The organism is Cytobacillus sp. FSL R7-0680 (assembly GCF_038009245.1).
GTDB classification, from domain to species: Bacteria; Bacillota; Bacilli; order Bacillales; family Cytobacillaceae; genus Cytobacillus; species Cytobacillus kochii.
The window spans coordinates 23,085-48,457 of sequence record NZ_JBBPAO010000001.1 but is presented as its reverse complement, the minus strand read 5'-3'; the positions used below and the strand labels follow the sequence as shown (position 1 = coordinate 48,457).

Sequence of the window (25,373 nt, the reverse complement as noted above, 5' to 3'; positions counted from 1 at the left end):
CTCTTTCATTATGTTTATGCATTTAATGATGCTTCTTCTTCTTTTTCCAATGCCCTTTTCTCTTCATCAGTGATTTTAACAATGGTAAATCCTATAAAAGCATAAATGATAGAAATAATCGGAACGATGAAATTCAGGATAGCATAGGGTGCATACTCTAATGCACCTATTCCGAGTGTGGCAAGAATAAACACTCCACATGTATTCCATGGTATAAATACAGAGGTTAAAGTTCCCCCATCTTCTAGGGCCCTGGATAGGTTCTTTGAATGCAGATTTTTATCGCGATATGCTTTGGAAAACATCCTTGCAGGAACAACAATTGAAATATATTGCTCTGATGCCGTCGCATTTGTTGCAAAGGCAGATACAATAGTGGTTGCAACAAGACTACCTGCTGACTTAGCTAGCTTTAAGATTTGATTGACTATCGCTTGTAGCATACCTGTATTTTCTAATATTCCACCAAACGTCATGGCCACAATCGTCATGGAGACGGTGTACATCATCGAATCGAGACCTCCTCTATTAAAGAGACCATCAACCATCTCATTTCCACTTTCCATTTTGTAACCGGATTGTAAAGCTGATACTGCCTCAGATAGCGAACCACCTTGTACAAAGATTTGACAAAGAACGCCTAGGAGGATACCTACAATTAATGCTGGTACTGCCGGAACTTTTCTTGCTACCATAATAATAACTACAAGGGGAACAAGTAATAACCATGGTGAAATAACAAAAGAATCTTGTAAGGCAAGGATTGTTTGATTAATTTCTGCTGGATTGGCTCCTCCTTTACCAAAGTCTTTGCCTAAGAACCAATAAACCGCTAATGCAATGATAATACCAGGAACGGTTGTAAATAACATATGTTTGATATGATCAAATAAATCAGTACCTGTTAAGCCGGATGCTAAATTTGTTGTGTCTGATAACGGAGACATCTTATCACCAAAATAAGAGCCTGAAATAATCGCACCAGCTATCATCGGAGCTGGGATGCCCATACTCATGCCTATGCCCATTCCCGCTACACCTATCGTTCCCATTGTTGACCAAGAGCTGCCAATTGATAAAGAAACGATTGCACATATAATCGTTATAGAGACGAGGAACAAAGATGGGGTGATAATCTTTAATCCATAGTAAATCATTGTTGCTACAATACCACCACCAAGCCAAGAACCGATGACTAAACCAACTAACATGATAATTATGACCGCAGGTAATGCCAGTTTAATCCCCTTATACATCGATTCCTCAATATGCTTCCAATTATATCCTGCTTTCCAAGCAACTAATGCAGCCGTAATTGTTCCAATAATTAATGGAATATGAGGTCCTTGATCTAAATAAATAACCGCAATCATCATTGTTACTATCATGACAACTAATGGAATTAGCGCCATACCGAATGTCATTTTTTGATCCTGTTTCATAGAAATCCTCCCATTTATATTTTTCACTTTAATTATGCTTTCAACAAGGCTGCTACTATTCGAGCACCCTGGTCCAATACTGTATGGTTAAAATTCATTTGCGGGTGATGTAATCCCGGCTTTAAGTCAGCACCTAAACCAATCATTGTTGCATGGACATTTGGATGTTTGATCGTATAAAAATGAAAGTCATCACTTCCCGGGGTAATGAGTGGGGGAGCCACACTTTCTGAACCTAATACCTCTGTTATTGCCTGTATTGCCATCTCCTCTGCTTGTTGAGAGACGACTGCACCAGGGGTATAATCTATCCAATCAAATGAAATATCGACATCAAACAATGTCGCAATATCGCCTAACCCTTTACTCACTTTTGTTTGTAGCTCTTTTAATTGTTCATTTTTTTGCGCTCTTATATCGATACCAAAGGTGGCATGACCTGGAATGATATTTAAGCTTGCTCCACCTGTTTGAATATTAGTTAATTTGACAGAATACGCATCAAACGGAGACAAATAGATATTCTTTAAAAATTGATAAATCGTAGCAATTACATCAATTGCGCTTCTTCCTTGATGAGGCCTGGCGCCATGGGCATCTTCACCACTAATTTTCCCTTCTAATGTGACACATGCTCCGTGATGGATGGATGGGGATACTTGTCCTAAAGATAATTCTTCATGTGGTCTGAGATGGATGCCAAACAAATGTGTGACATCTTCCATCGCGCCATGCTTAATCATTTCTAGAGATCCATTTCCTTTTTCTTCAGCTGGTTGAAAAATAAAACGTATGCGCTTACTTAAAGCTTGCTTATCCAAATAAAGAATACTACCTAAAACAATAGCCATATGTGCATCATGCCCACATGAGTGATTAGCACGATACATACCATCTACTTGCTGCCAGAGGGCATCTATATCCGACCTAACAGCAATTACTTCATCTCCACTTCCCACCTCTGCTATTACACCAGTTAAATCCCCAAAAGTTTGATAATCAACCTCTAAATCACTCAGTATAGACACAATTTTTTTGGTTGTCTCATACTCTTTAAAACTAGGTTCTGGATGGTTATGAAATTCATTAAACCATTCTTGAATTTGATCTTTATAGTTCATAAAATCATCCCTTTTAGACTTTAGAAAATTTTACAAAAATTCACCTTTGACTGACTCTATAGATACACAAAAAGCCTTGTACATATGTACAAGGACTTCTCACGAATGAACAGTATGGCCAGTTCTTCTTTGGTGAGAAATCTCTAGCTGAATTTGTTTGCAATAAGTTATATTACTATCATGTTTTATTAATGAATACTCTTTACCAATAAACAAATGCGAACAGGATTTTTCTAAAAAAAGAAAGCGTTTACGTTTTTAAAAGTTTGATAACTTCCATGAAATAAAGGTTTAGGAGAAAGATAAAAGTGATTGATTGTATCTTTCTCCTCTTACAGCGTTAAAGTGATTATTAAGATAATATCATATATAGAAAAATTATTCTAATAATTTATTAAAAACTGTCTTATCCTAAAACTTTTACTATTTTTTCAATTGCCCAATCAAGATCTTCTTTAGAAATAATAAGTGGCGGTGCAAAACGAATAACCGTATCATGTGTTTCTTTACAAAGAAGCCCTTCTTCTTTCAACGCTTCACAATATTTACGTGCAGGTTCAGTAAGCTCAACCCCGATAAACAACCCACGTCCACGCACTTCTTTAATCATTGGATTTTTAATTTCCTTCAATTGATCAACAAAATAGTTACCTAGCTCTAAAGAGCGCTCTACAAGTTTCTCTTCTTTAATCACTTCAATGGAAGCCATAGAAACCGCACATGCCATCGGGTTCCCACCAAAAGTAGAGCCGTGTGAGCCCGGATTGAAGACACCCAAAACTTCCTTGCTTGAAACTACACAAGAAATAGGGAAGACTCCTCCACCTAAAGCTTTACCTAGAATGTACATATCAGGACTTACGCCTTCCCATTCGCAAGCAAACATTTTTCCAGAGCGTGCAAGCCCAGCTTGAATCTCATCGGCAATGAACAAGACATTCTTCTCTTTACATAATTCACGCGCTTCTTTTAAGAACCCTTCTGGAGGAATAACAATTCCAGCTTCCCCTTGAATCGGTTCAATTAAAAATGCTGCCGTATTTTCCGTAATAGCAGCTTTTAACGCAGCAATATCTCCATAAGGAACTAGCTTAATTCCTGGAAGCATCGGGCCAAAACCTTTTTGGTATTCCTCTTCTGAAGAAAGGGAGACAGCTGTCATCGTTCTGCCGTGAAAGTTTCCTATACAAGCGATGATTTCTGCTTGGTTCTCAGCTACTCCTTTTACATCATAAGCCCATCGACGAGCTGCTTTTATAGCTGTTTCCACTGCTTCAGCACCTGTGTTCATTGGCAAAGCCATATCCATGCCTGTTAACTCACAAATCATTTCATACCAAGGACCCAATTGATCATTATGGAAAGCTCTTGATGTTAATGTCACGCGTTCTGCTTGATCTTTCAACGCTTGAATAATCTTCGGATGGCGATGCCCTTGGTTAACTGCTGAATAAGCACTTAACATATCCATGTATTTGTTACCCTCAGGATCTTTTACCCAGACCCCTTCAGCTTCACTAATTACGATTGGTAGTGGATGATAGTTATTCGCACCAAATTTTTCAGATTGTTCGATCAGGTGTTTTGTTTGTACTGTATTTTTCATCTTTATCGACATCCTTCCAGTTTTGATTAATAGATTGCTAGAAAGGGATGATCATCCCTTTCTAACCTTGATTGACTTTAATACATTTCAGACGTTGTTTTTGCTTGCATATGAAGCATAATATAATCTGGTCCGCCTGCTTTTGAATCTGTACCTGACATATTAAAACCACCAAATGGCTGATAACCAACAATTGCACCCGTACAACCACGATTAAAGTAAAGATTACCCACATGGAAATCTTCTCTTGCTTGTTGGATATGTTCACGATTATTCGTGAGAACAGCTCCGGTTAAGCCATATTCTGTATTGTTCGCAATCTCGATTGCATGATTAAAGTCTTTTGCCTTTGTAAAACCGACTACTGGACCAAAAATCTCTTCCTGCATGATACGCGCCTGTGGATCTAGATCCGCAAATATCGTTGGTTGAATGAAATAACCTTTAGAATCATCGCCTTCTCCACCGAGCATAAGCTTTCCTTCTTCTTTTCCAATTTCAATATAACTCATAATCTTATTAAACGCTGATTGATCAATAACCGGCCCTGTAAAGTTACTTCGATCTTCAGGATTACCCGCTTGTTTATCTTTCGCGATTTCTACTGCTCTTGCTAGTACTTGATCATAAACATCTTCTACAATGACTGCTCGCGAACAGGCTGAGCATTTCTGGCCTGAAAATCCGAAAGCAGAAGCGACGATTGATTGAGCAGCAAGCTCTAAATCAGCTTCTTTATCAACAACAATCGTGTCTTTACCTCCCATTTCAGCAATCACACGTTTAATCCAGATTTGACCATCATTTAGTTTCGATGCACGTTCGTTAATTCGAAGACCCACATCCCTTGAGCCTGTAAATGAAATAAAACGAGTATCCTTATGGTCAACTAAATAGTCACCTACCTCTGCACCACTTCCTGGTACAAAGTTAAGTACGCCTTTAGGTAATCCAGCTTCTTCTAATACCTCTACAAATTTAGCCGCAATGATTGGTGTAGTTGAAGCTGGCTTTAAAAGCACTGTATTACCCGCCACAATTGCAGCGACTGTTGTACCAGCCATGATGGCAAACGGGAAGTTCCAAGGAGAAATAATAACTCCTACCCCAAGTGGAATATAGTCATAACGATTGTATTCATTCGGTCGGCTATTGACAGGTACACCATCTTTAATCGCTAGCATTTGTCGTGCATAATATTCTAAGAAATCGATGGCTTCTGCTGTATCAGCATCTGCCTCATTCCAAGGCTTACCCGCTTCTTTTGTCATAAGAGCGGAAAACTCATGTTTACGTCTTCTAATAATTGCAGCTGCTTTAAACAAAACATCGGCACGCGTTTCTGGCTTTACTTTACGCCAAGATTGGAATGCCCTCACAGCCGATTGCATTGCTTTTTCTGCTAATGCTTGATTTGCTTTTGACACACGACCAATAACTTCTTCTTTATTTGCTGGATTGATAGATACGATTTTCTCATCTGTAGAGATTCTTTCGCCATCAATTAATAAATCATAGTCTTGACCTAAATAGGATTTAACCGTTTCGAGTCCTTTTAAATAATCCGCTTGATTACTTTCTACGCTAAAATCAGTAAATGGTTCATGTTTATATGGCTGTACCATTCGAAATTCCTCCTACTCTATATTGTATTTCTCTTATTCTATTTTTATCGTTCCCCATTATTATTGCAAATAACGTGCCAATTACTAAAAATGCGAATTAACAATATTTTCGTCCTATTGGGTGCAAAAATATTTTTCTTTTCGCAAAAATATTTTTCTATCTTCTGCAAAATATTTTTGCGAATGTGTATAATAAATAATTACAGGGGGGACATTCATGAACAACTTTCTAAAACGAATGAATTACTATTATGATAAAGTCTTAGATGAAATTGACGCTGGTGTCCATGTCGTTGATGAAGGCGGAAATACGGTCATTTATAACCGGAAAATGGCTGAAATTGAAGGGATGGCTAAAGCCGAAGTACTATATAAAAACTTACATGATGTTTTTTCATTTGAACATAATGAAGAAAGTCGTTTGCTTGAAGCTGTTGAAAAAGGCATTAAAATCGAGAACGCAAAGCAAAGTTATTACAATAATCAAGGACTAGAAATTACTACGGTTAATCATACTTTACCTATTTTCTTCGAAAACGAGCGTATTGGCGCAATGGAGATTGCCCGTGATATTACAAGATTAGAAAAGTTAATCAGAGAGAATAGACAACAAAGAGAAGAAACTCGCTTTACTTTCCAAAGTATCATTGGTCATAGTCCAGCCATAACTGAAGTGATCGAAGCAAGCAAAAGAGCAACGCGTACGGATTCTTCTATCTTAATCATCGGTGACACAGGTACAGGAAAAGAACTATTTGCTCAGAGTATTCACAACGCAAGTGAGCGGGCACATAAACCATTTATTTCGCAAAACTGTGCAGCCATACCAGATAATCTGATAGAAGGCTTGCTTTTTGGCACAAAAAAAGGGGCATTTACCGGAGCAATCGAAAGGCCTGGATTATTTGAAGAAGCAGAAGGTGGTACACTTCTACTGGATGAAATTAATTCTTTAAATATTCACTTACAAGCAAAATTATTGAGAGTTCTACAAGAGAAAAAAGTAAGGCGGGTGGGAGATACACGAGACCGTTCATTTAATGTCCGTATTATCGCTACAATCAATGAGGATCCGATTGATGCAATTACGAATGGACATTTAAGAAAAGATTTATATTATCGGTTAGGTGTTGTTTCTTTATCCATCCCTCCGTTAAAAGAGCGCAGAGAAGACATAGAGGAACTGGTATACCATTTCATTCATAAGTACAATGAGAAGTTTGCAATGGGCGTAAAAGATATTGATTCATCCCTTTTATCAAACCTTTTTCATTACGAATGGCCAGGTAATGTCAGAGAGCTAGAGCATCTTATTGAAGGCGCAATGAACTTAATCGAATATGAAGAATCGATTACCTATCATCACTTACCTTTTCATTATCGACATCGATTACAATCCCAACCATTCTTAAAAAAAGAGAAAGTATTCGATCACCCTGTCGACAGTAATAAGCAAGAACACATTGGCCACACTTTAAATGACTATTTAACAAAAGCCGAGCGCCATTTTATTCAACAAGCACTTATAAGAAACCAGCACCATATTACCAATACGGCAAAAGAACTTGGTATGAGTAGACAAAATCTACAATACAGGATAAAAAAACACCGTTTAACATGACTAATAGCATGTTCTAAATAAAACAGAGGATGTTGGTCCTCCTTTGGACGAACAATCCTCTCTACATAAGATATTGATTAAGATGAAGACACCTTAAATTCGCATTCATACAATATGTGATTAAATAACACAAGTTTATCATTTGTGCTCGTTTAATCCTTCACCTTATTATTGTATGTATATAACATCAGTGACTTAAAAACTGCTGGTTATACATTTCTGCATAAACACCATTTTGATTATACAAATGCTGATGAGTCCCTTGTTCAGCGATTTCTCCATCCTTAATGACCATAATATGATTGGCATTCTCAATTGTTTTGAGGCGATGGGCAATGACAAATGTCGTTTTCCCCTTCGTTAATTGTGCTAATCCCTTTTGAATATGAATTTCGGTTTGTGTATCAATACTCGATGTGGCTTCATCTAAAATTAGAATATTGGGATTCGAAAGCATAGCTCTTGCGATAGAAAGAAGCTGCCTTTGACCTTGACTTAAATTGCTGCCGCCACTTTCTATTAACGTATCATATCCTTTAGGGAGATGTTTTATAAAGGCATGAGCTGACGCAAGCTTGGCTGCCTCTATTACATCTGTATCTTTTGCTTTAAGCTTCCCATAACGAATATTCTCCATAACTGTTCCAGAAAATAAATAAGAATCTTGTAGGACGATTCCGATATTTTTACGAAGTAGACGGATTTCATAGTCTCTTATGTCTGCACCATCAATATAGATTGCACCCTTTGTAACATCATAAAAACGAGCGAGTAATTGAATGATTGTTGTTTTACCCGAACCAGTTGGACCAACGATGGCAATGGTCTCTCCAGCTTTCACACTAAAATTAAGCGATGATAAAACCTCTTTCTTCTCATAAGCAAAAGAAACATTCCTAAATTCAACATTTCCTAACAATGCAGACACCTTCAAAGCTTTGGGCCTATCAACTATATCAGTTTTTTCATCTAAAACTTCAAATACACGCTCTGCACCAGCAATGGCGGATTGGAAGGTGGTAATCAAATTTGACAACTGATTAATTGGACGGTAAAAATTGCGAGAATACGTCACAAATGATGCAATCATCCCTATCGAAGCCATATTTACAATCGCTAGTAACGCGCCTGTAAATATAATAAAGGCTAACCCCAAGTTATTCATAAAATTATTCACTGGGCCAAGAAATCCTGAAGATATTTCAGCACGAATAGAAGAAGTTCGTAACGACTCATTTTGATAATTAAAAGAAGTAAGAACATCATCCTCTTTGCCATATAATGAAATGATCTCCAATCCAGAGATGGACTCCTCCACTTTCGCATTCACTTCGCCAAGATCTCGCTGTCTCGCAGAAAAATAACGACTGCTATAAGACACAATCGCTTTAGTTGCTAAAAACATAAGTGGAATCACCAAGAATGCCACAATGGCCATCACACCATTTAAAGCAATCATCGCTATCGCTACCCCGGTAATTGTTAAAACGGATGAAACTATTTGAATCACACTTTGACTAAGTGCTGCATGTAATTGATCAATATCATTTGTTACTCGACTCATTAATTCGCCATAAGAACGCTTATCGAAAAATTTCAATGATAAACTTTGGAGCTGATCAAATAATTCCTGGCGGATTTTTTTTATTGTTAATAATGACACATTTACCATTATGAGCGCTTGTGCCCATGTGGTAATAGATATAAGGATATATATACATGCAAGTATGGCGGACATGACAATGGTACCTGTAATATCACCTTTTAAAATATAATCATCAATAATGACACCGATTAAATAAGGACCAGCTAATGTAAATAAAGTTGATAATAACACCATAAAAACAACAAGTATCATTCTTAACTTTTGTTGTTTCATATACTGCCATATACGTAGCAATGTCCCTGTAAATTTTTTCGGTGTTGCACCTTTCCCATTCATGCGGCTAGGTCCTCGGCCAAAATCTAGTGTTTTTTGTTCTTTTGGTTGATTATTCATGGCCGGCTCCCCCTTGTGTTTGGTAAATCTCCTTGTACACTCCACTTTCTTCTAACAACGTATCATGATTACCTTTAGCCACAACCTCACCCTCATGAAGAACAAGAATCTCATCAGCTTCTCTTATGGAAGATATCTTTGATGAAATAATAATTTTCGTCGAATGACGCTGCTTTAATGCTTGTTGAATTTTCTTTTCAGATAGTGCATCAACGGCGGATGTTGAGTCATCAAGAATGAGCAAGTCTGGCTCCCTAATAAATGCTCTAGCAATGGAAAGTCTTTGTCTTTGACCACCGGAAAAATTCTTCCCTCCTTGCGCCACTTCATACTCATAACCTTCATCCAATTTATCAATGAACTCGACTGCACATGCATCATTTGCCGCTTGTTTCATTTCTTCTAGTGATGCATCGGTTTTCCCATCTTTTAAATTGTTTGCAATAGTACCAGAAAATAATAGTGCACGTTGGCTGACAAAACCGATTTGTTTCCGTAACGTTTCTTTGGTGTAATTTTTTATATCAACACCGTTCAAAAAGATTTGCCCATGATCGACATCATACAATCGAGGAATTAGTTTGGCTATCGTTGTCTTTCCACTACCAGTTGGACCGATGATTCCTAATGTCTTACCTCGTTGAATAGTGAAGTTCAAATTTTTCAGCACATACTCCCCATTTTTGCTATAACTAAAAGCAACATCTTTAAATAGTAAATGATCCTCTTTTTGATTAACAATGGTATATTCACCGTCAACCATATCTTGCTCAACCGTGAGTACTTCTTGTATGCGATTAGCTGAAGGGAAAGCTCTTGTTATCAACATCAACACATGGCTACTGGACATCAAGCCATTCATAATAATTGTCATATAGTTTATAAAAGCAAGGATTGCTCCCACTTCAATTGCTCCTCCATCAACCTTTATTACACCAAGCCATAAAGCAGCCACAATGCCTAAATTCACAATAAAAAGCAACAATGGCATCATGAGAGCAATAAATTGTTCTGCTGAAATATTGACCTTCGTTAACATGCTGTTTTTTTCGGCAAAGCGCTTCTTTTCAAAGTTTTCCCTTCCGAATGCTTTAACAACGCGAATACCGGCTAAATTTTCTTGTAAGCGCGTATTGATGACATCGATTGCTTCTTGCACTTTTTTAAATAAAGCTGCTGATTTTTTTGTGAAATAAATAATAATAATAAATAAGATCGGCACAGCAATCATAACAATTGGAAAGAGTTCTCTTGCAGTAAAAAAGACGATTAGGACACTACCTATGAACAATAATGGTCCCCTTACAAAAACTTTCAACGTCATTAATATCGCACGCTGTAAAACACTTATATCATTACTTACAATCGTTATGAGCTTACCCGAACCATATCGATCCACGTCCCTACTTGAAAATTGGACAATACGATTAAATACATCCTTTCTTATGTCTGTTGAAAAATGGACAGCAGCTTTTGTGCTGAAAATAGAACAACCAATCCCACCAATTAATCCGATGATGGCGACAATGATCATAGAAATACCAAGCTGAATCGTCAGCTCCGTGTTATTATTAGCAATTGCGTCATCAATCATATGTTGCATGATTGTGGGCTGAAGTAAATCCATACTTACTTCAATAAACATTAATAAAGGGCCCAAACAAGCAAAAAACCAATATGGCTTTATGTAATTTAATAATTTTCCAAATGATTGCATCCATTCTCTCCTCTATTTCTTGTTGTTCTAACTTAATTATTTTAACGCTTACTGACTGTATTTGGTCAATTAGAATTTCCCCTTTTGTAAATTGTTTTGTTCTACAATAGTAAAAAAGCTCACCCGAATTTATTCAGATGAGCTTCTTTTATTTACGATTAGCCCCCATCTTCACAAGTTTCATGAGGCTCAACGTGAACATGGACATCATAAACATGATGATTCTCGATTAATTCTTTTTCAACTAATGTAGCAAGATCATGGGCAAGATTAATATCCATCGTTCCTTCTACACAAATAATCACATCTACAACGATATTATTTCCATACAAACGCCCTTTGATTTCCTTTATTTCTTTCACACCTTCAATCGCATGAATGGCATTTTCATATTCCTCAATCTTATCCTCATCAAAGCCGTCTGTTAATTGATGTGTAGAGTCCCTGAAGATCTCCCAAGCTGTTTTAACAATCAAACACCCAACTATTACAGCTGTCACAGTATCTAACCAAGGTAATCCAAGTTGAGATCCAAATATACCAATTGCAGCACCAATACTAACAAGAGCATCAGAGCGATTATCCATTGCCACTGCATATAGTGATTTACTATCAATGCTTTTTGCTAACTTTTGGTTGTAAGTAGACACAACAAACATTATTGCAGCAGCCAATAAAGCCACATATCCAGCAATCGCATTAGGAGCTTCGGATGTTTGATTTACTAAAGAGGAAAACGCTCCAATAATTACCTCTGCACCTACAGCAAACATAATAAAAGCAGCAATCAAGGAGGCAATTGCTTCACTCTTCCAATGTCCATATTTATGATCTTTATCGGGAGGCCGTTGTGAAATTCTTAAGCCCACCAATACGGCAATACTCGCAATAATATCTGTCACATTATTTAATCCATCTGCTTTTAGCGCAGCTGAGTTTGTCATATAGGCAACGGTCAACTTAAAAACCGATAGTATTATATAGACAATAATACTTAACTTTGCACCTTTTTCACCAATTTTTAAATTCTTATATTTTTGTTCATCCACTAAAAAACACACCCTTCAATAGCTATATTTATCATAGCAATCACTAGTCGAGTGGGTCTATAGCAACCTTTTTGGCTAATTGAATTTAAATAGGGATAATAAAAAAATGTTGAAAGAGGCAAACATTTTATCGGTAATCCAAACATATCTACAATCCTCCTAGCCCCTGCATCGTATTCACATAATGTCTCCAGAATCACACCTTTCATACATAGATTGAACCCCTTATAATTGTTGAAGATTAATTTATATCTACACAAAAAAGGCTTCCAACTAAATATTTGGAAGCCTCTAAGTATGGCAAGACAAAATCTTGCTTTGTATTAGATTAGATATGCATATGATACACCACGTATCATGTCGTACATTCCTTTTCTCGTGTGCCAATATGCTAAAACTTCTAGCTATTTTTCTCTTCTTGAGTTCTGAACAAATACAAACCCTTTTGAGTAAATCTCCGTTACTTATTCTCCATGCCAATCTTCAACCAGCATATGATAAAGTATGCAAGGACAATAAAAGGAACTTAGGCATACAGGAAGTACTTAAATTTTTAAACTTGAATTACCTCTCCCTTTCTATCGTCTTTTACCAAATGAATTTCCCTTTATATATAGAACAACAATTGCAGTAATGATAAACCCCGTGATTACAAATGTCCCAATTCCTGCTCGATATACGATATAGACATCGGTATGCTTAAATACATTCATAATTAAATATATCATTAGTGTTAAAGCAAGCACGATAATAATTGAGGTGAATTTATTTTTACCACGGTACATCATTTCACAACCTTCCACTCCGAAAGTGACTATTCTTTTGCTTTCTGCTCTATACTTATGTACGAAACAAGCTAAGATATGACAAGTCACTCTGCACACATTCTCCACAACTATTCTCTATAATATGCGATAGGTGATGCTATGAAGAATTTATCCGTAAAACTAGGACTTATATTTTTCTTGATTATATTTACTTTAGAACTCTTTCTATTTTTCTTTCTTCACTCTTCCTTAGTTGAGTCGCGAGTGGAAGAGGAACTTTTTGCCTTACAATCTAGGGGAGACGCTCATAGAGATACGTTAAAGACAAGTTTTGAAGCAGATACAATTGAGCATGTAGCCCTAATGGAAAAGGAAGCCAATACGGATGTGATGGTTACAAACTTAAAGGGAAGTGTACTTGCTTCCTCACTTTCAATTGATTTAAAAAAAATAATTTCATCAGGAATGAAGCTACAAAACGGTGTCGTAGAAAATGATTGGAAAAATCAACCCTATATTGTTACTGTAAGCTCTATTCCTAATCAAGGATACGTTTTCATGTTCCAAAACACTGATTCTATTCAAACACTGATTGATCGTTTAAATAATCATTTTTTTATTACCGGATTAATCACAGCTATCTTAACGATTGTGATTATAATATTGCTTTCTATCGCTTTAGTTCGACCGCTTAATAAGATGAAAGAAGCCACGATACAAATAAAAAGTGGCGATTTCTCCATATCTCTACCTGATATAGGAAATGATGAACTTGGTAAACTAGCAAAAACCATCAACCTACTTGCAAGTGAGTTAATGCATTTAAAGGAAGAACGCAGTCAATTTTTAGCTACTATTTCTCATGAATTAAGAACACCGCTCACTTACCTTAAAGGATATGCTGACATTGTTCAAAGAAAGAATCTCTCCATTGAAGAACGTGATAAATATTTATCCATCATTCAGGAAGAAGCCAAAAGAATAAATACACTAGTAGAAGACTTATTTGAATTAGCAAAAATAGATCAATACGGCTTTGAAATGAAGAAACAAACCATTCAGTTAAGCGAATTCATAGCCCATTTACATCATAAATTTGAACCAGCTTTCTTGCATCAATCCATGAGATTACATGTGGAAATGCCCCAAAAAGATATTAATGTGAATATCGATTCTGCTAGAGTAGAACAAATGCTTTATAACCTTTTGGATAATTCTTTGAAATATAGTCAAACAGCTACGGAAACAACATTAAAAATATGGACGAATACAAAAGATTTATACTTAAGAATTATTGATAACGGAAGTGGCATTCAAGAAAAAGATCTCCCACATATCTTTAAACGCTTTTATCGTGGAACATATAGCAACGATTCATGTAAAGGAGGTTCTGGTCTTGGTCTTTCGATTGTGAAAGAATTAGTCAACGCCCATAATGGTGAGATTACTGTCAAAAGCAACTCAAAAACCGGGACAACTTTTACTATCATGTTAAAAGGAGCGGTATTAAATGAGAAAGATACTTTTAGTAGATGACGAAATGCGGATGCTTGATTTATTAGACCTATATTTATCACAGAACGGGTTTTCTTGTATAAAAAAAACTTCCGGTGCATGTGCGCTTAATTATATGGAAGATCACGCTATTGAACTAGTTATCATTGATGTAATGATGCCTGATATGGACGGGTGGGATCTATGTCAATTGATTAAACAACAAAGTGATGTGCCGATTATTATGTTAACAGCGAAAGGAAGTAAACCAGATGTCGTCAAGGGGCTAACCATTGGTGCCGACGATTATATTGCAAAACCATTTGATGAAGAAGAACTTATCGCTAGAATCGAAGCTGTCTTAAGAAGAACAAAATCAACTGGCAGTGAAATCATATTTAAAGAACTACAGTTAAATAAGGAATCCTATGATTTTTACTATCAAAAGAAAAAAATCCCTGTCACGCAAAAAGAATTTGTGTTACTTGAGCTTTTTTTATCTCATCAAAATCATGTTTTCTCTCGCGAACATCTCATTACGAAAATTTGGGGATACGGTGTATATATCGAAGATCGAACAGTTGATTCACATATACGAAATATAAGAGAAAAGCTACGTGAAGTCGACTTCCCTATTGATCAGCATTTACAAACCGTATGGGGAATTGGATATAAATGGGTATCATAATCTTTCCTTTTGTTCAGAATGAAGAAGACAATATTCCTTCATATAATCTGCAAATTTACGATTTATAATAATTGCAAATCCATTAAAGGAGATGACCTAAATGAAAAAGCAACTAACCGTTGGAATAATTGCCTTGTTGGCAATGGTATTTTTAGCTGCTTGTACTAACAACAATGATTCATCACCAACTAATGATGAAACGAACGAACAAGAAGAAATGAATCATGAAGAGATGGACCATGAAGGAATGGATCATTCTAGTGATGGTGAAATCCCGGAAGGCCTAGAAAAAGCGGATGAACCCACTTACGCTGTGGGCTCTACAGTTACAATAAAAAATGGACATATGGAAGGCATGGAAGGTGCGGAGGCAAAGATTGTTGGCGCCTATAATACAACAGCTTATGCAGTAAACTATACCCCTACTTCTGGTGGTGACCCTGTGAAAAATCACAAATGGATTATTCATGAAGAGCTTGAAGAACCAGGTGAAGCACCATTACAAGAGGGAGAAACCGCTGTGACTACTGCTGATCATATGGAAGGTATGAAGGGCGCAGAAGTAGAAATCGCTTCAAGTGAAGACACAACCGTTTATATGATTGACTATACGCCAACCACTGGTGTGGAAAAAGTCAAAAACCATAAATGGGTTACGGAAGCCGAATTAGAAAGATAAGAAGCAAATCGGCTCTAGTATAATCAAAAGTTGAATCATAGCATAATATCTTGTCCACATATCTTTTAGCAATCGCCAAGAGTTATGTGGACTTGCTTTTTCTATTGTGGTGTATCCACTTGAGTGGATATTCTCTATTTACCTATCTCTTATGTTTTCAAGTGTCTTGAATTATATTAGGTTGAGTTCTATCATCTCTCTCTTTTTATTCAATTCTTTTAAAATAATTTCCCCATATAATACTCATCATAATATTCTCCGTCCATTAATAACGATCTTCGCTTCACCCCTTCTACTTCAAAACCTATTTTTTTGTATAGTGCAAGTGCTGCTTCATTTTCTGATACTACTGTCAATTCAATCCGCATGATAGCTTGATGATTGGCCCATGCTAGTACCGCCTGTAATAATTGCCCTCCAACTCCCATTCCTCTGTAATCTTTATGAACACCGACAACAATACTCGCACAATGTTTTTTCTTTCGTACCGTTTCTTTGATCACAAGTGTATACCCAATCAATCGTTCTTCATCTTCGGCACCAATAACCGTTATATTATCTCTATTAATAATGGCCTCTGCTCCTTCAACTGTTAATGTTCTTTCCCCTGCTTCCATCAACATATAAGGACTGCTTGCCTCTACATCCTCCATTAATTGTACAAGTTGTTTCGCATCATCTACGGAAAGCTCTTTGATTATCATTCAAAACTCCAACCTTTCTCGATATGTACATTCTTACCTTCTAACGATTCAATATGGCCATTTTTCAAATATACACTTGCTTCATCATCCAAGCCCAACCCCTTCTCTGTCTTCGTTTCAGTCATCACAGCAAGTAGGTTCTGCTTTTCATTCCATTTTGAATAATGAGCAGCGATAATATAATTCTGTAAAATACCTAAGCCATTTAAAATCATCAGCTTATCTCCTTTATAATCGCTCGGGGAAACCATACAATATTCTGAGCAGATCAAAGCACCGGCAGAAAAGCCTGCGATTGGCACTCCTTCTTGAAAAAGTTGCTTTATTTCCTCCCCTACCCTTTTAGTTACGATATAGTGATGATAGGACAGTGTGTCACCGCCACATATAATAATGCCAGTTATTTTTTCACTACGGATTGAGTTCGTCTCTTCTAATAAATAATAGCGAAAATCAGTTACACCTTCTTCTTCTAAAATATGCTGATATTTAGGCATATAAGTTTGCCAGCCTTTACGATTTAAACAAAATATCGCTACATGTCCATTTTTTTGATTACAGAGACTAGCAAACTGCTTTCCATGAATTCTTCCAAAGGGCGGACTTCCACCAAATAAAAATAAATGTTGATCCATAAACACACCTCCAGTTTCTTCAACTTTTCTTTTACATTACGAATTCTATTTCTTAAGCAAACATTAGCATAATTAATAAATAAAAAGTTTTTTTCCGCACAAACTTTTTCTATGAGATCAATCGTCTATCCATTGTACAAAGTTTTTTAAAAGGAGCTCCTTGAAAGATGAATAACCAAAATTTGTTTGTACAAATGATTGAAGAGCATAAACAAGATTACTACCGGCTTGCTTATAGTTATGTTAGAAACCAAGCAGATGCCTTAGATATTGTCAGTGAATCCATAAAAAAAGGATTGCTTTCAATGAATAAATTAGAAAATGTAGATGCATTAAGAAGTTGGTTCTATAAGATTATCGTACGTACATCGCTCGACTTCTTAAAAAAGCATAAACGCATGACTGTATCAGATCATGACACAATCACCTATTTGCAAAGTGGAGAACATGATGATTATATGCATTTTGACTTACATGATGCATTAGCACAATTGCCCTTACAATATAAAACGGTCATTTTACTACGCTATTTTGAAGACTTAAAGATTCAAGAAATTGCTACTGTAATAGATGAAAATGTCAATACAGTCAAGACTCGATTATATCGCGGCTTAAAATTATTAAAGCTTGAACTGACAGAAGGAGATGAAATGGATGAGTAACCGACTGAAAGAATGGCGTAGACAATATAATGATATACCTATACCAACAGAGTTAGATGATATTATAGAAAGTGCACTAACTAGTCACACTCAACAAAAGCATACGAAAAAGCGTTGGATATGGCCAACTAGTATTGTGGCAGCTGCGAGTATTTTTACAGCAACAGTAAACTTTAGCCCTCAGGCGGCAAAAGCAATGTCAGAAGTACCTATTTTAAAACAAATTATTGAGGTTATTACCATTGATAAAATACACGAGGAACAAGAAAGTAAATCCATTGATGTAGAGATACCAGAAATCTCTGGTCTAGAAAATCACCAACTAGAAACTCATTTAAATCAAGCTTTTCTAGAAAAAGGAAAGCAATTATATCAAGAATATATGGATAGTAATGGTCACCTAGCTATTCAAAGTGATTACTCCATTGTGAATGAAAATAATCAGATACTTTCTATTGAACTTAATACGTTTAAAGCTGAAGCATCTGGATATGAACAAAAAGATTACCTTACGATTGATAAAGAATTACAAACCGTTATTACTTTACCTAGTTTATTTACTTCAGAAGCATATGTAGAGGTAATAAGTGAAGAAATTAAAAAGCAAATGAAGCAGAATATGGCCAATGATGAAAATCTTATTTATTGGCTAGATGATGTCGAATCATTTACTACTATTAATCGCGATCAACCATTCTTTATCAACGAAGATAACCACCTGATCATCTCTTTTAATGAATATGAAGTGGCACCTGGTTATATGGGCGTTGTTCAGTTTGAAATTCCAACTGAGATCATCGATGAAATACTAGTAAGTGACCGTTATATAAACTAAGTATGATTTGAATAAATAGAAATGAGGCCTCTCCTACTTAAAAAAGAGGGGTCTTACTTTTTGGGAAGAAGCCATAATTGTAAACTTGAATTTTAAATGACCTTTTCTAATATATCATTGATCATTTCAAGATTCTTTTCTCCTGTTAACTGCTTATTTTTCCCTATTAAACAGGACTTTTCCCCCTTATAATATATCATTCTTTCCACCTATCCAAATCATTACATAATAAGAGTAAAATGAATAATTGTAGTGCTTTTTTATCGCTATTCTGCAAATTTTTTTACAAGCTTTTTGAAACTAATTACGACATAATCATCGTCTATTTTATATACATAAAGTTTAATAGAAAATACGTAAATAAGTAGAGGTTCACTTTAAAACGGAGGAAGGTTCCCTCCGTCAGCTAGAGTTTAATTGCATCAAAAATGGAGGACGTACATATGAAAAAAAAGACACACACACATTATATTACCGGGCTCGACGGACTGAGAGCGATTGCAGTCTTAGCCGTCATCGCCTATCACTTTCGCTTTGATTGGGCAGAAGGTGGATTTTTAGGCGTTAGCCTTTTCTTTGTTCTATCTGGCTACCTTATTACTTCCACTCTATTACCGGATCAAAACAAAAGCATGAAATTAGATTTGAAGAAGTTCTGGGTTGGCCGTGCTCGCCGCTTATTACCCGCTTCTTATGCAATGATTTTTATTACCTTTGTGTGGGTCGTTCTTTTTCATCAAAACTTGTTATCCGTTATGCGTGGTGATGCGCTAGCTTCTCTATTTTATGTAAGTAACTGGTGGTTTATTTTCCACGAGGTTTCCTATTTTGATAGTTTTGCTGCTCCATCTCCAATAAAAAACCTATGGTCACTGGCAATTGAAGAACAATTCTATCTATTATGGCCACTTGCCCTAACGGCTCTAATTTATATCTTCAAGCATCGAGCAACTGTTTCAAAGATTATCTTTTTAGGTGCTTTATTATCTTGTTTATGGATGTCATTACAATATGATCCCAATGGTGATCCTAGCAGAGTTTATTATGGGACTGATACACGTTCATTTGAATTATTAATTGGTTGTTGGCTAGCACTTGTTTGGCCAATGAAAAGGCTATCAGCTAAAAAGCTATCACCCCAACTAAAACAAACACTTAATGTAACCAGTGTCGGTGCGCTAGTGATTTTGTTACTATGCATGTTTACCATTAATGAATATAATCCGTTTCTATATATTGGGGGCTTGTTCCTTATTGCACTCCTATCAGCGGTTGTTATTGCTTGTGTCTGTCACCCATCAAGTATATTAAGCAAATGGCTATCATGGAAACCCCTTAGGTGGATTGGTACTCGCTCATATGGTATTTATTTATGGCATTATCCAATTATTATTTTAACAACGCCTCTCGACCAAATAGCGGCACCGCAGTTATGGAGAGTGCTATTACAGCTCATTGCTATTTTTGCAATAGCAGAAGTTTCCTACCGATTCTTAGAGCAACCGATTAGAAAGTATGGTTTTAGAGCATTCTTTAAAAATTTCAAGAAAATAAATCCGCTCAAATGGAAAAGTTTAAATGTACAATGTAGAGTTGGTGCAGCTTTTGTCCCATTAGTAGCTATTATCTTTATTGCTGGTATGACGGGAGTTGTCAAGGGAGAAGAGCAAGAAGAGAAACCAACAGAGTTAGTTATTTCCCAAGAAAATAGTGAAGATCAACCGAAAGAAGAAACGAAAGAAGAAGCTTCGAATGTTCCAGAGAAAAATGACTCCTCTGAAGAAGCTCCAGAGGAGAATACAGAAGGTACGGAAGAAGTTGAGAATGAAGCAGAAAAACAGGCAGAGCCACTCCCTGCCGCTGAGCATTATAACCAAATTCTTGCCATTGGTGATTCATTAATGCTTGATGTTGCACCAAGTCTACAGTTACGCTTTCCTGCTATTACGATTGATGCAAAGGTAGGGCGTCAAGTTCATCAAGCAGTCGATGTTAGCCAGCAATACACTTCCTTTAACCAAAAAGAAAATGCGATCATTTTCATGCTAGGTACAAACGGCTTTTTCCGTGAAAAGCATTTAGATGAACTGGTTGATTTATTTAGTGAAGCAGATATTTACCTTGTAAATACAAAGGTACCACGTTCATGGGAAGAAGATGTAAATAAAGCTTTATTGGAAAAAGCGGAAGTTGAAGACCATGTCACACTAGTCGATTGGCACAAACTCGGAGAAAATCATCCCGAATACTTCGGAGGTGATGGCGTCCATGTAGGAAAAACAGGGGCAGAATCACTAGCTGAGCTAATCGAAACAGAAATGAATAACTATATTGAAGCATCCATAGAAGAAAAATAATCAACAAAGTGCCGCTGAACCCAAAAATGTTCAGCGGCCTTTTTTATATCAGCTGCATGCTAATTGTTGAACCATTGTGGAGAGTGAAATTCCGAGAAAAAATATAGAAGAAACGACTTGTGTTTTTCGGGTGCCGATTCTAAAATGGTGAGCTATGGTAACCAGTTTGCTCGTTCACTTGGTGGAGAATCTTCAAAGTAAATATCTGCACCTATTAAGAGAGGTAACAAGAAAAAGTTGTTCCAGTTAAAACTAGGACAAATACTTACCTCCAGCGAACTCCTCCGTATCTATTCTCACCTCTATGTTTGTCCTATCTGTTTTCCTATCTCAAGCACCGATTCCCGGTCAACGTAATGTTCAAAACACTTTTGCTCTGCTTTCGTTTACTGTTTTCTATCTGAACGACTCGCTATCGCCATTTGCTCTCCTCTCGGTTCCTGTTTTCTACCTGAGCGACTCGCTATCGCCATTTGCTCTCCTCTCGTCTCCTATTTTCCACCTGAGCGACTCGCTATCGCTATTTGCTCTCCTCTCGTTTCCTGTTTTCTACCTGAGCGACTCGCTATCGCCATTTGCTCTCCTCTCGGTTCCTGTTTTCCATCTGAGCGACTCGCAAACACCATTTGCTCTCCTCTCGGTTCCTGTTTTCCATCTGAGCGATTCGCAAACACCATTTGCTCTCCTCTCGTTTCCTGTTTTCTACCTGAGCGACTCGCTATCGCTATTTGCTCTCCTCTCGGTTCCTGTTTTCCATCTGAGTGACTCGCAAACACCATTTGCTCTCCTCTCGTCTCCTGTTTTCTACCTGAGCGACTCGCTATCGCTATTTGCTCCCCTCTCGGTTCTTGTTTTCCACCTGAGCGACTCACAAACTCCATTTGCTCTCCTCTCGGTTCCTGTTTTCCATCTGAGCGACTCGCTATCGCCATTTGCTCTCCTCTCGGTTCCTGTTTTCCACCTGAGTGACTCGCTATCGCTATTTGCTCTCCTCTCGGTTCCTGTTTTCCATCTGAGCGACTCGCTATCGCTATTTGCTCTCCTCTCGGTTCCTGTTTTCCATCTGAGCGACTCGCAAATGCCATTTGCTCTCCTCTCGGTTCCTGTTTTTCCATCTGAGCGACTCGCAAACACCATTTGCTCTCCTCTCGTCTCCTGTTTTCCACCTGAGTGACTCACAAACACCATTTGCTCTCCTCTCATTTCCTGTTTTCCATCTGAGCGACTCGCAAACACCATTTGCTCTCCTCTCGTTTCCTATTTTCTACCTGAGCGACTCGCTATCGCTATTTGCTCTCCTCTCGGTTCCTGTCTCTCATCTGAGTGACTCACAAACTCCATTTGCTCTCCTCTCATTTCCTGTTTTCCACCTGAGTGACTCACAAACACCATTTGCTCTCCTCTCGTTTCCTGTTTTCTACCTGAGCGACTCGCTATCGCTATTTGCTCTCCTCTCGGTTCCTGTTTTCCATCTGAGCGACTCGCTATCACCATTTGCTCTCCTCTCGTCTCCTGTTTTCCACCTGAGTGACTCGCAAACACCATTTGCTCTCCTCTCGTCTCCTATTTTCCATCTGAGCGACTCGCAAACACCATTTGCTCTCCTCTCGGTTCCTATTTTCCATCTGAGCCACTCGCTATCGCCATTGCTCACCTCTCGTCTCCTATTTCTCATCTGAGCCACTCGTAAACGGCATTTGCTAAAGCTTTCATCACTATTTCTCCGTTTAAATGAGACACAAACCACCTTTGCCTTATCAACTAAAACAAATATTTGTATCTTCCAAAGTAAGCGATTAGCCTACCTGCAACTACAAAAGTGCCTCACCCACTACTACTACTTCTATAAGCTATTTGTTGAAAACTTATTTTTCGCATACATATAAGTCACTGCCAATGCTAAAACGAGTACAGTCCCTTTAATAATATCAAAACCATAATAAGGTAGATTCAAAATAGTTAAACCATTTAATAATACGCCGATGACTGCTGCGCCAAAAAATGTACCTAACGCATTTGGTTTTCCAGCCCCTAGTACCGAGTAGCCAACAAATACAGCTGCAACAGCCTCCATCAGTAGTGGTGCACCTGCATCGATTTGCCCTGATCCTACCCTAGCAGTAAATAAAATGCCTGCTATGCTAGCAAAAATTCCTGAAATTACATAAGCCATGCATTTGATTTTCTTTACTTTTACACCAGATAAGGTCGCAGCTTCGGCATTCCCTCCTGTCATATAAAAGATTCTGCCCCATCTCGTATAATTCAAAAAACAGTAGGAAGCTAACACTAGAATGACCATGATCCATACAGGTACAGGGATACCTAATAAATGGCCTTGACCAATCCATAGAAAGGCATTAGAAAACTCACCAATTGCTGTCCCACCAGAAGTCAGTGGCATATGGTTATAAATTGAGTATCCTTCTGTATAAGTCCGATGTAATCCCGCTACGATGTACATACTGCTCAATGTTGCTAATAAATCGGGAATACCTATCACAACAATTAAGAACGAATTAAATAATCCAACTGCCACTCCAACGATAATTGGTAATAGTAGAACTAACCATAGCGGTAAATCATACCAAACCATCAATGAAGCTGTAAAAACAGTTGCTAATGACATCGTGGAGCCAACAGATAAATCAAAACCGTCAACTACTAATGTAAATGTGACCCCGAGCGCGAGCACAGTGACAATCGAAATGGAACGTAATATATCCGAAAAATTATCATAGGTTAAAAAGAATGGGCTCACACTTGTAAAATAAAAAATAATAAGAATAAGTAAAGTAATTGCCCCGTATTTAAATAGAAATGCGATCAATTGGTCCTTCATGATTGACTTCCTTTCCACCACTTGCATATAACAGAATCTTTTCTTGCGTTGCCTCTTTTTGCGTAAATTCTTTCACGATTTTGCCATCATACATCACTAATACTCTATGGCAAACTGTTAATAATTCTTGGATTTCACTACTAAAATACAAAATGGCCTTGCCTTCCTTTGCAAGCTGTTGAATTAGTTTAAGAATCTCTCTTTTCGCACCGATGTCCACGCCTTTAGTAGGCTCATCAAATAAATAAACCTTCGCTTCACTTGATAACCACTTACCGATAACGATCTTTTGCTGATTTCCCCCACTTAAATGATTCACCTCTACGTCCACATCATTTGCTTTCACCTGCAAAGTTGAAATCACTTCTTCAGTAGCTTTTCTCTCAGCCTTTCTGTTAATAAAACCCCCTTTTACGTACTTTTTCAGCTGTGGGAAAGTTACATTCTTCGATATCGTTTCATTAATGAATAGACCTTCTTTCCGCCTTTCTTCAGGAATATGAGTGATACCACAAGCAATAGCTGTTTTTGGATGCTTCACCTGTATCTTCTTACCAGAGACTCTGATTTCTCCTGAAGTGGCTGGTGTATTTCCAAATATTGTTTTCGCTAGTTCTGTTTTTCCAGCACCTACCAAGCCCGCAATTCCTACAACTTCACCTTCATATACATTTAAACTAATATTTTGTAACTTTCCTAGATTGATATTCTTAAGTGCTAAAACCTCTTCCCCTCGTTTATAACTGTGCATAACGTTTCTTTCCTCATGCCATACTTCTCCAAGCATTTGTTCAATTACCATTTCCTGCGTTATCTGAGCAATTGGTACGGTTGAAATCCGACATCCGTCTCTCATAACCGTTACCACATCTGCAATGGCGAATACTTCAGGTAATCGATGTGTAATAAAAATACAACCAATTCCCTTTACTCTCAGTTGCCTAATTACATGAAATAATTTCTCTGCTTCTATATGTGATAATGGAGCGGTTGGCTCATCAAAAATAATGACTTTAGTCGTTTGCACTAACGCCCGAGCTATGAGAACCAATTGCTTTTTAGCAAGACTTAGATTTGAAGCTGCTTGATTTAGCTCAATATCATTCACCTCGAGTAATGTTAATGCTTCCTGTGCCTGACGATGTAGATCCTTACGAGAGAAGTACCACCCTTTCTCTTGTGAAAAGCGATCAAGCATAATATTTTCCGCTACAGTAAGCTGTGGAACAATGGCTGTATCAACCTCCTGATAAACGCAAAATATTCCTTTTTCTTTCGCGTCACTAGGGTGTTGAAAAGTTGCTTTTTCGTGGTTAATCAAAATTTCTCCTTGGTCTTGTCTATATACCCCAGAGAGAATTTTCATTAATGTACTTTTCCCAGCTCCATTTGCTCCAAGCAAGGCATGTATTTCTCCTTTATGAACCACTAACTCCCCGTTCTTTAATGCCGTAACTTTTCCAAAACTCTTACTAATCTTTTTCATTTCCAAAACAACTTCACTCACTTAAAGGAGACCTCCTTCATAGA

Annotated in this window: 21 protein-coding genes; 7 read left to right on the top strand and 14 right to left on the bottom strand. The window is 37.3% G+C overall.

Annotation, left to right across the window (positions count from 1 at the left end; all coding sequences use genetic code 11):
• Positions 1-14: 14 nt before the first annotated feature.
• From nhaC to pruA, 4 genes are all read right to left on the bottom strand, one after another.
• Positions 15-1,442: a Na+/H+ antiporter NhaC gene (gene nhaC / locus MKY26_RS00240; RefSeq protein ID WP_095370177.1), complete on the bottom strand. Its 1,428-nt coding sequence runs from the start codon at positions 1,440-1,442 to the stop codon at positions 15-17.
• A 32-nt stretch (positions 1,443-1,474) separates the two neighbouring features.
• On the bottom strand, positions 1,475-2,563 hold the full coding sequence (locus MKY26_RS00235) for an amidohydrolase (RefSeq protein ID WP_095370178.1): 1,089 nt from the start codon (positions 2,561-2,563) through the stop codon (positions 1,475-1,477).
• A 406-nt stretch (positions 2,564-2,969) separates the two neighbouring features.
• On the bottom strand, positions 2,970-4,169 hold the full coding sequence (locus MKY26_RS00230) for an ornithine--oxo-acid transaminase (protein ID WP_095370179.1): 1,200 nt from the start codon (positions 4,167-4,169) through the stop codon (positions 2,970-2,972).
• 77 nt (positions 4,170-4,246) lie between these two features.
• Entirely contained in the window at positions 4,247-5,794 is a 1,548-nt protein-coding gene (gene pruA / locus MKY26_RS00225) for an L-glutamate gamma-semialdehyde dehydrogenase (protein WP_307317657.1), read from the bottom strand.
• A 217-nt stretch (positions 5,795-6,011) separates the two neighbouring features.
• Here pruA and MKY26_RS00220 point away from each other — a divergent pair, with 217 nt between their 5' ends.
• Positions 6,012-7,415 (top strand): sigma-54 interaction domain-containing protein, encoded by a 1,404-nt coding sequence (locus MKY26_RS00220; RefSeq protein WP_095370181.1) that lies wholly within the window; start codon positions 6,012-6,014, stop codon positions 7,413-7,415.
• Between the two features lie 187 nt (positions 7,416-7,602).
• Here the strand turns inward: MKY26_RS00220 and MKY26_RS00215 are convergent, their stop codons facing one another.
• From MKY26_RS00215 to MKY26_RS00200, 4 genes are all read right to left on the bottom strand, one after another.
• The gene (locus tag MKY26_RS00215) at positions 7,603-9,414 is read right to left on the bottom strand and encodes an ABC transporter ATP-binding protein (protein ID WP_307317659.1); all 1,812 of its coding nucleotides are present in this window, start codon (positions 9,412-9,414) and stop codon (positions 7,603-7,605) included.
• Complete coding sequence (locus MKY26_RS00210) at positions 9,407-11,131, bottom strand: ABC transporter ATP-binding protein (protein ID WP_341091776.1); 1,725 nt, start codon at positions 11,129-11,131, stop codon at positions 9,407-9,409. The genes MKY26_RS00215 and MKY26_RS00210 overlap by 8 nt, the downstream gene beginning before the upstream one ends.
• A gap of 158 nt (positions 11,132-11,289) precedes the next feature.
• Positions 11,290-12,180 (bottom strand): cation diffusion facilitator family transporter, encoded by an 891-nt coding sequence (locus tag MKY26_RS00205; protein ID WP_095370184.1) that lies wholly within the window; start codon positions 12,178-12,180, stop codon positions 11,290-11,292.
• A 578-nt stretch (positions 12,181-12,758) separates the two neighbouring features.
• On the bottom strand, positions 12,759-12,968 hold the full coding sequence (locus MKY26_RS00200) for a hypothetical protein (RefSeq protein WP_157733767.1): 210 nt from the start codon (positions 12,966-12,968) through the stop codon (positions 12,759-12,761).
• A gap of 138 nt (positions 12,969-13,106) precedes the next feature.
• Between MKY26_RS00200 and MKY26_RS00195 the strand changes: the two genes are divergently transcribed.
• The 3 genes from MKY26_RS00195 to MKY26_RS00185 all read left to right on the top strand — a co-directional run bounded on the left by MKY26_RS00195 (position 13,107) and on the right by MKY26_RS00185 (position 15,808).
• The gene (locus MKY26_RS00195; RefSeq protein ID WP_322910011.1) at positions 13,107-14,483 is read left to right on the top strand and encodes a HAMP domain-containing sensor histidine kinase; all 1,377 of its coding nucleotides are present in this window, start codon (positions 13,107-13,109) and stop codon (positions 14,481-14,483) included.
• A complete protein-coding gene (locus MKY26_RS00190) occupies positions 14,458-15,129 on the top strand; it encodes a response regulator transcription factor (protein WP_095370188.1) in 672 nt (223 codons plus the stop codon). Before MKY26_RS00195 ends, MKY26_RS00190 begins: the two co-directional genes overlap by 26 nt.
• Positions 15,130-15,229: 100 nt before the next feature.
• On the top strand, positions 15,230-15,808 hold the full coding sequence (locus MKY26_RS00185) for a YdhK family protein (RefSeq protein ID WP_095370189.1): 579 nt from the start codon (positions 15,230-15,232) through the stop codon (positions 15,806-15,808).
• Between the two features lie 218 nt (positions 15,809-16,026).
• Here the strand turns inward: MKY26_RS00185 and MKY26_RS00180 are convergent, their stop codons facing one another.
• Complete coding sequence (locus MKY26_RS00180) at positions 16,027-16,512, bottom strand: GNAT family N-acetyltransferase (RefSeq protein WP_095370190.1); 486 nt, start codon at positions 16,510-16,512, stop codon at positions 16,027-16,029.
• Positions 16,509-17,147: a Type 1 glutamine amidotransferase-like domain-containing protein gene (locus MKY26_RS00175; RefSeq protein WP_307317673.1), complete on the bottom strand. Its 639-nt coding sequence runs from the start codon at positions 17,145-17,147 to the stop codon at positions 16,509-16,511. Before MKY26_RS00175 ends, MKY26_RS00180 begins: the two co-directional genes overlap by 4 nt.
• 167 nt (positions 17,148-17,314) lie before the next feature.
• On the opposite strand from MKY26_RS00175, the gene MKY26_RS00170 reads away from it, so the two are divergent.
• The 3 genes from MKY26_RS00170 (at position 17,315) to MKY26_RS00160 (ending at position 21,001) form a co-directional block, all read left to right on the top strand.
• Positions 17,315-17,809 (top strand): sigma-70 family RNA polymerase sigma factor, encoded by a 495-nt coding sequence (locus tag MKY26_RS00170; RefSeq protein WP_095370192.1) that lies wholly within the window; start codon positions 17,315-17,317, stop codon positions 17,807-17,809.
• Entirely contained in the window at positions 17,802-18,644 is an 843-nt protein-coding gene (locus MKY26_RS00165; RefSeq protein ID WP_341050224.1) for a DUF3298 and DUF4163 domain-containing protein, read from the top strand. The genes MKY26_RS00170 and MKY26_RS00165 overlap by 8 nt, the downstream gene beginning before the upstream one ends.
• A gap of 443 nt (positions 18,645-19,087) precedes the next feature.
• Positions 19,088-21,001, top strand: a complete 1,914-nt coding sequence (locus MKY26_RS00160; RefSeq protein WP_341091774.1) for an acyltransferase family protein — start codon at positions 19,088-19,090, stop codon at positions 20,999-21,001.
• A 491-nt stretch (positions 21,002-21,492) separates the two neighbouring features.
• On the opposite strand, the gene MKY26_RS00155 is transcribed toward MKY26_RS00160, so the two are convergent.
• The 4 genes from MKY26_RS00155 to MKY26_RS00140 all read right to left on the bottom strand — a co-directional run bounded on the left by MKY26_RS00155 (position 21,493) and on the right by MKY26_RS00140 (position 25,350).
• Complete coding sequence (locus tag MKY26_RS00155) at positions 21,493-22,116, bottom strand: hypothetical protein (RefSeq protein WP_095370195.1); 624 nt, start codon at positions 22,114-22,116, stop codon at positions 21,493-21,495.
• Positions 22,117-22,258: 142 nt separating this feature from the next.
• Entirely contained in the window at positions 22,259-22,546 is a 288-nt protein-coding gene (locus MKY26_RS00150) for a hypothetical protein (protein ID WP_341091772.1), read from the bottom strand.
• Between the two features lie 298 nt (positions 22,547-22,844).
• Positions 22,845-23,843 (bottom strand): ABC transporter permease, encoded by a 999-nt coding sequence (locus MKY26_RS00145; RefSeq protein WP_180316995.1) that lies wholly within the window; start codon positions 23,841-23,843, stop codon positions 22,845-22,847.
• Entirely contained in the window at positions 23,812-25,350 is a 1,539-nt protein-coding gene (locus MKY26_RS00140) for a sugar ABC transporter ATP-binding protein (protein ID WP_095370199.1), read from the bottom strand. Before MKY26_RS00140 ends, MKY26_RS00145 begins: the two co-directional genes overlap by 32 nt.
• Positions 25,351-25,373: the final 23 nt, after the last annotated feature.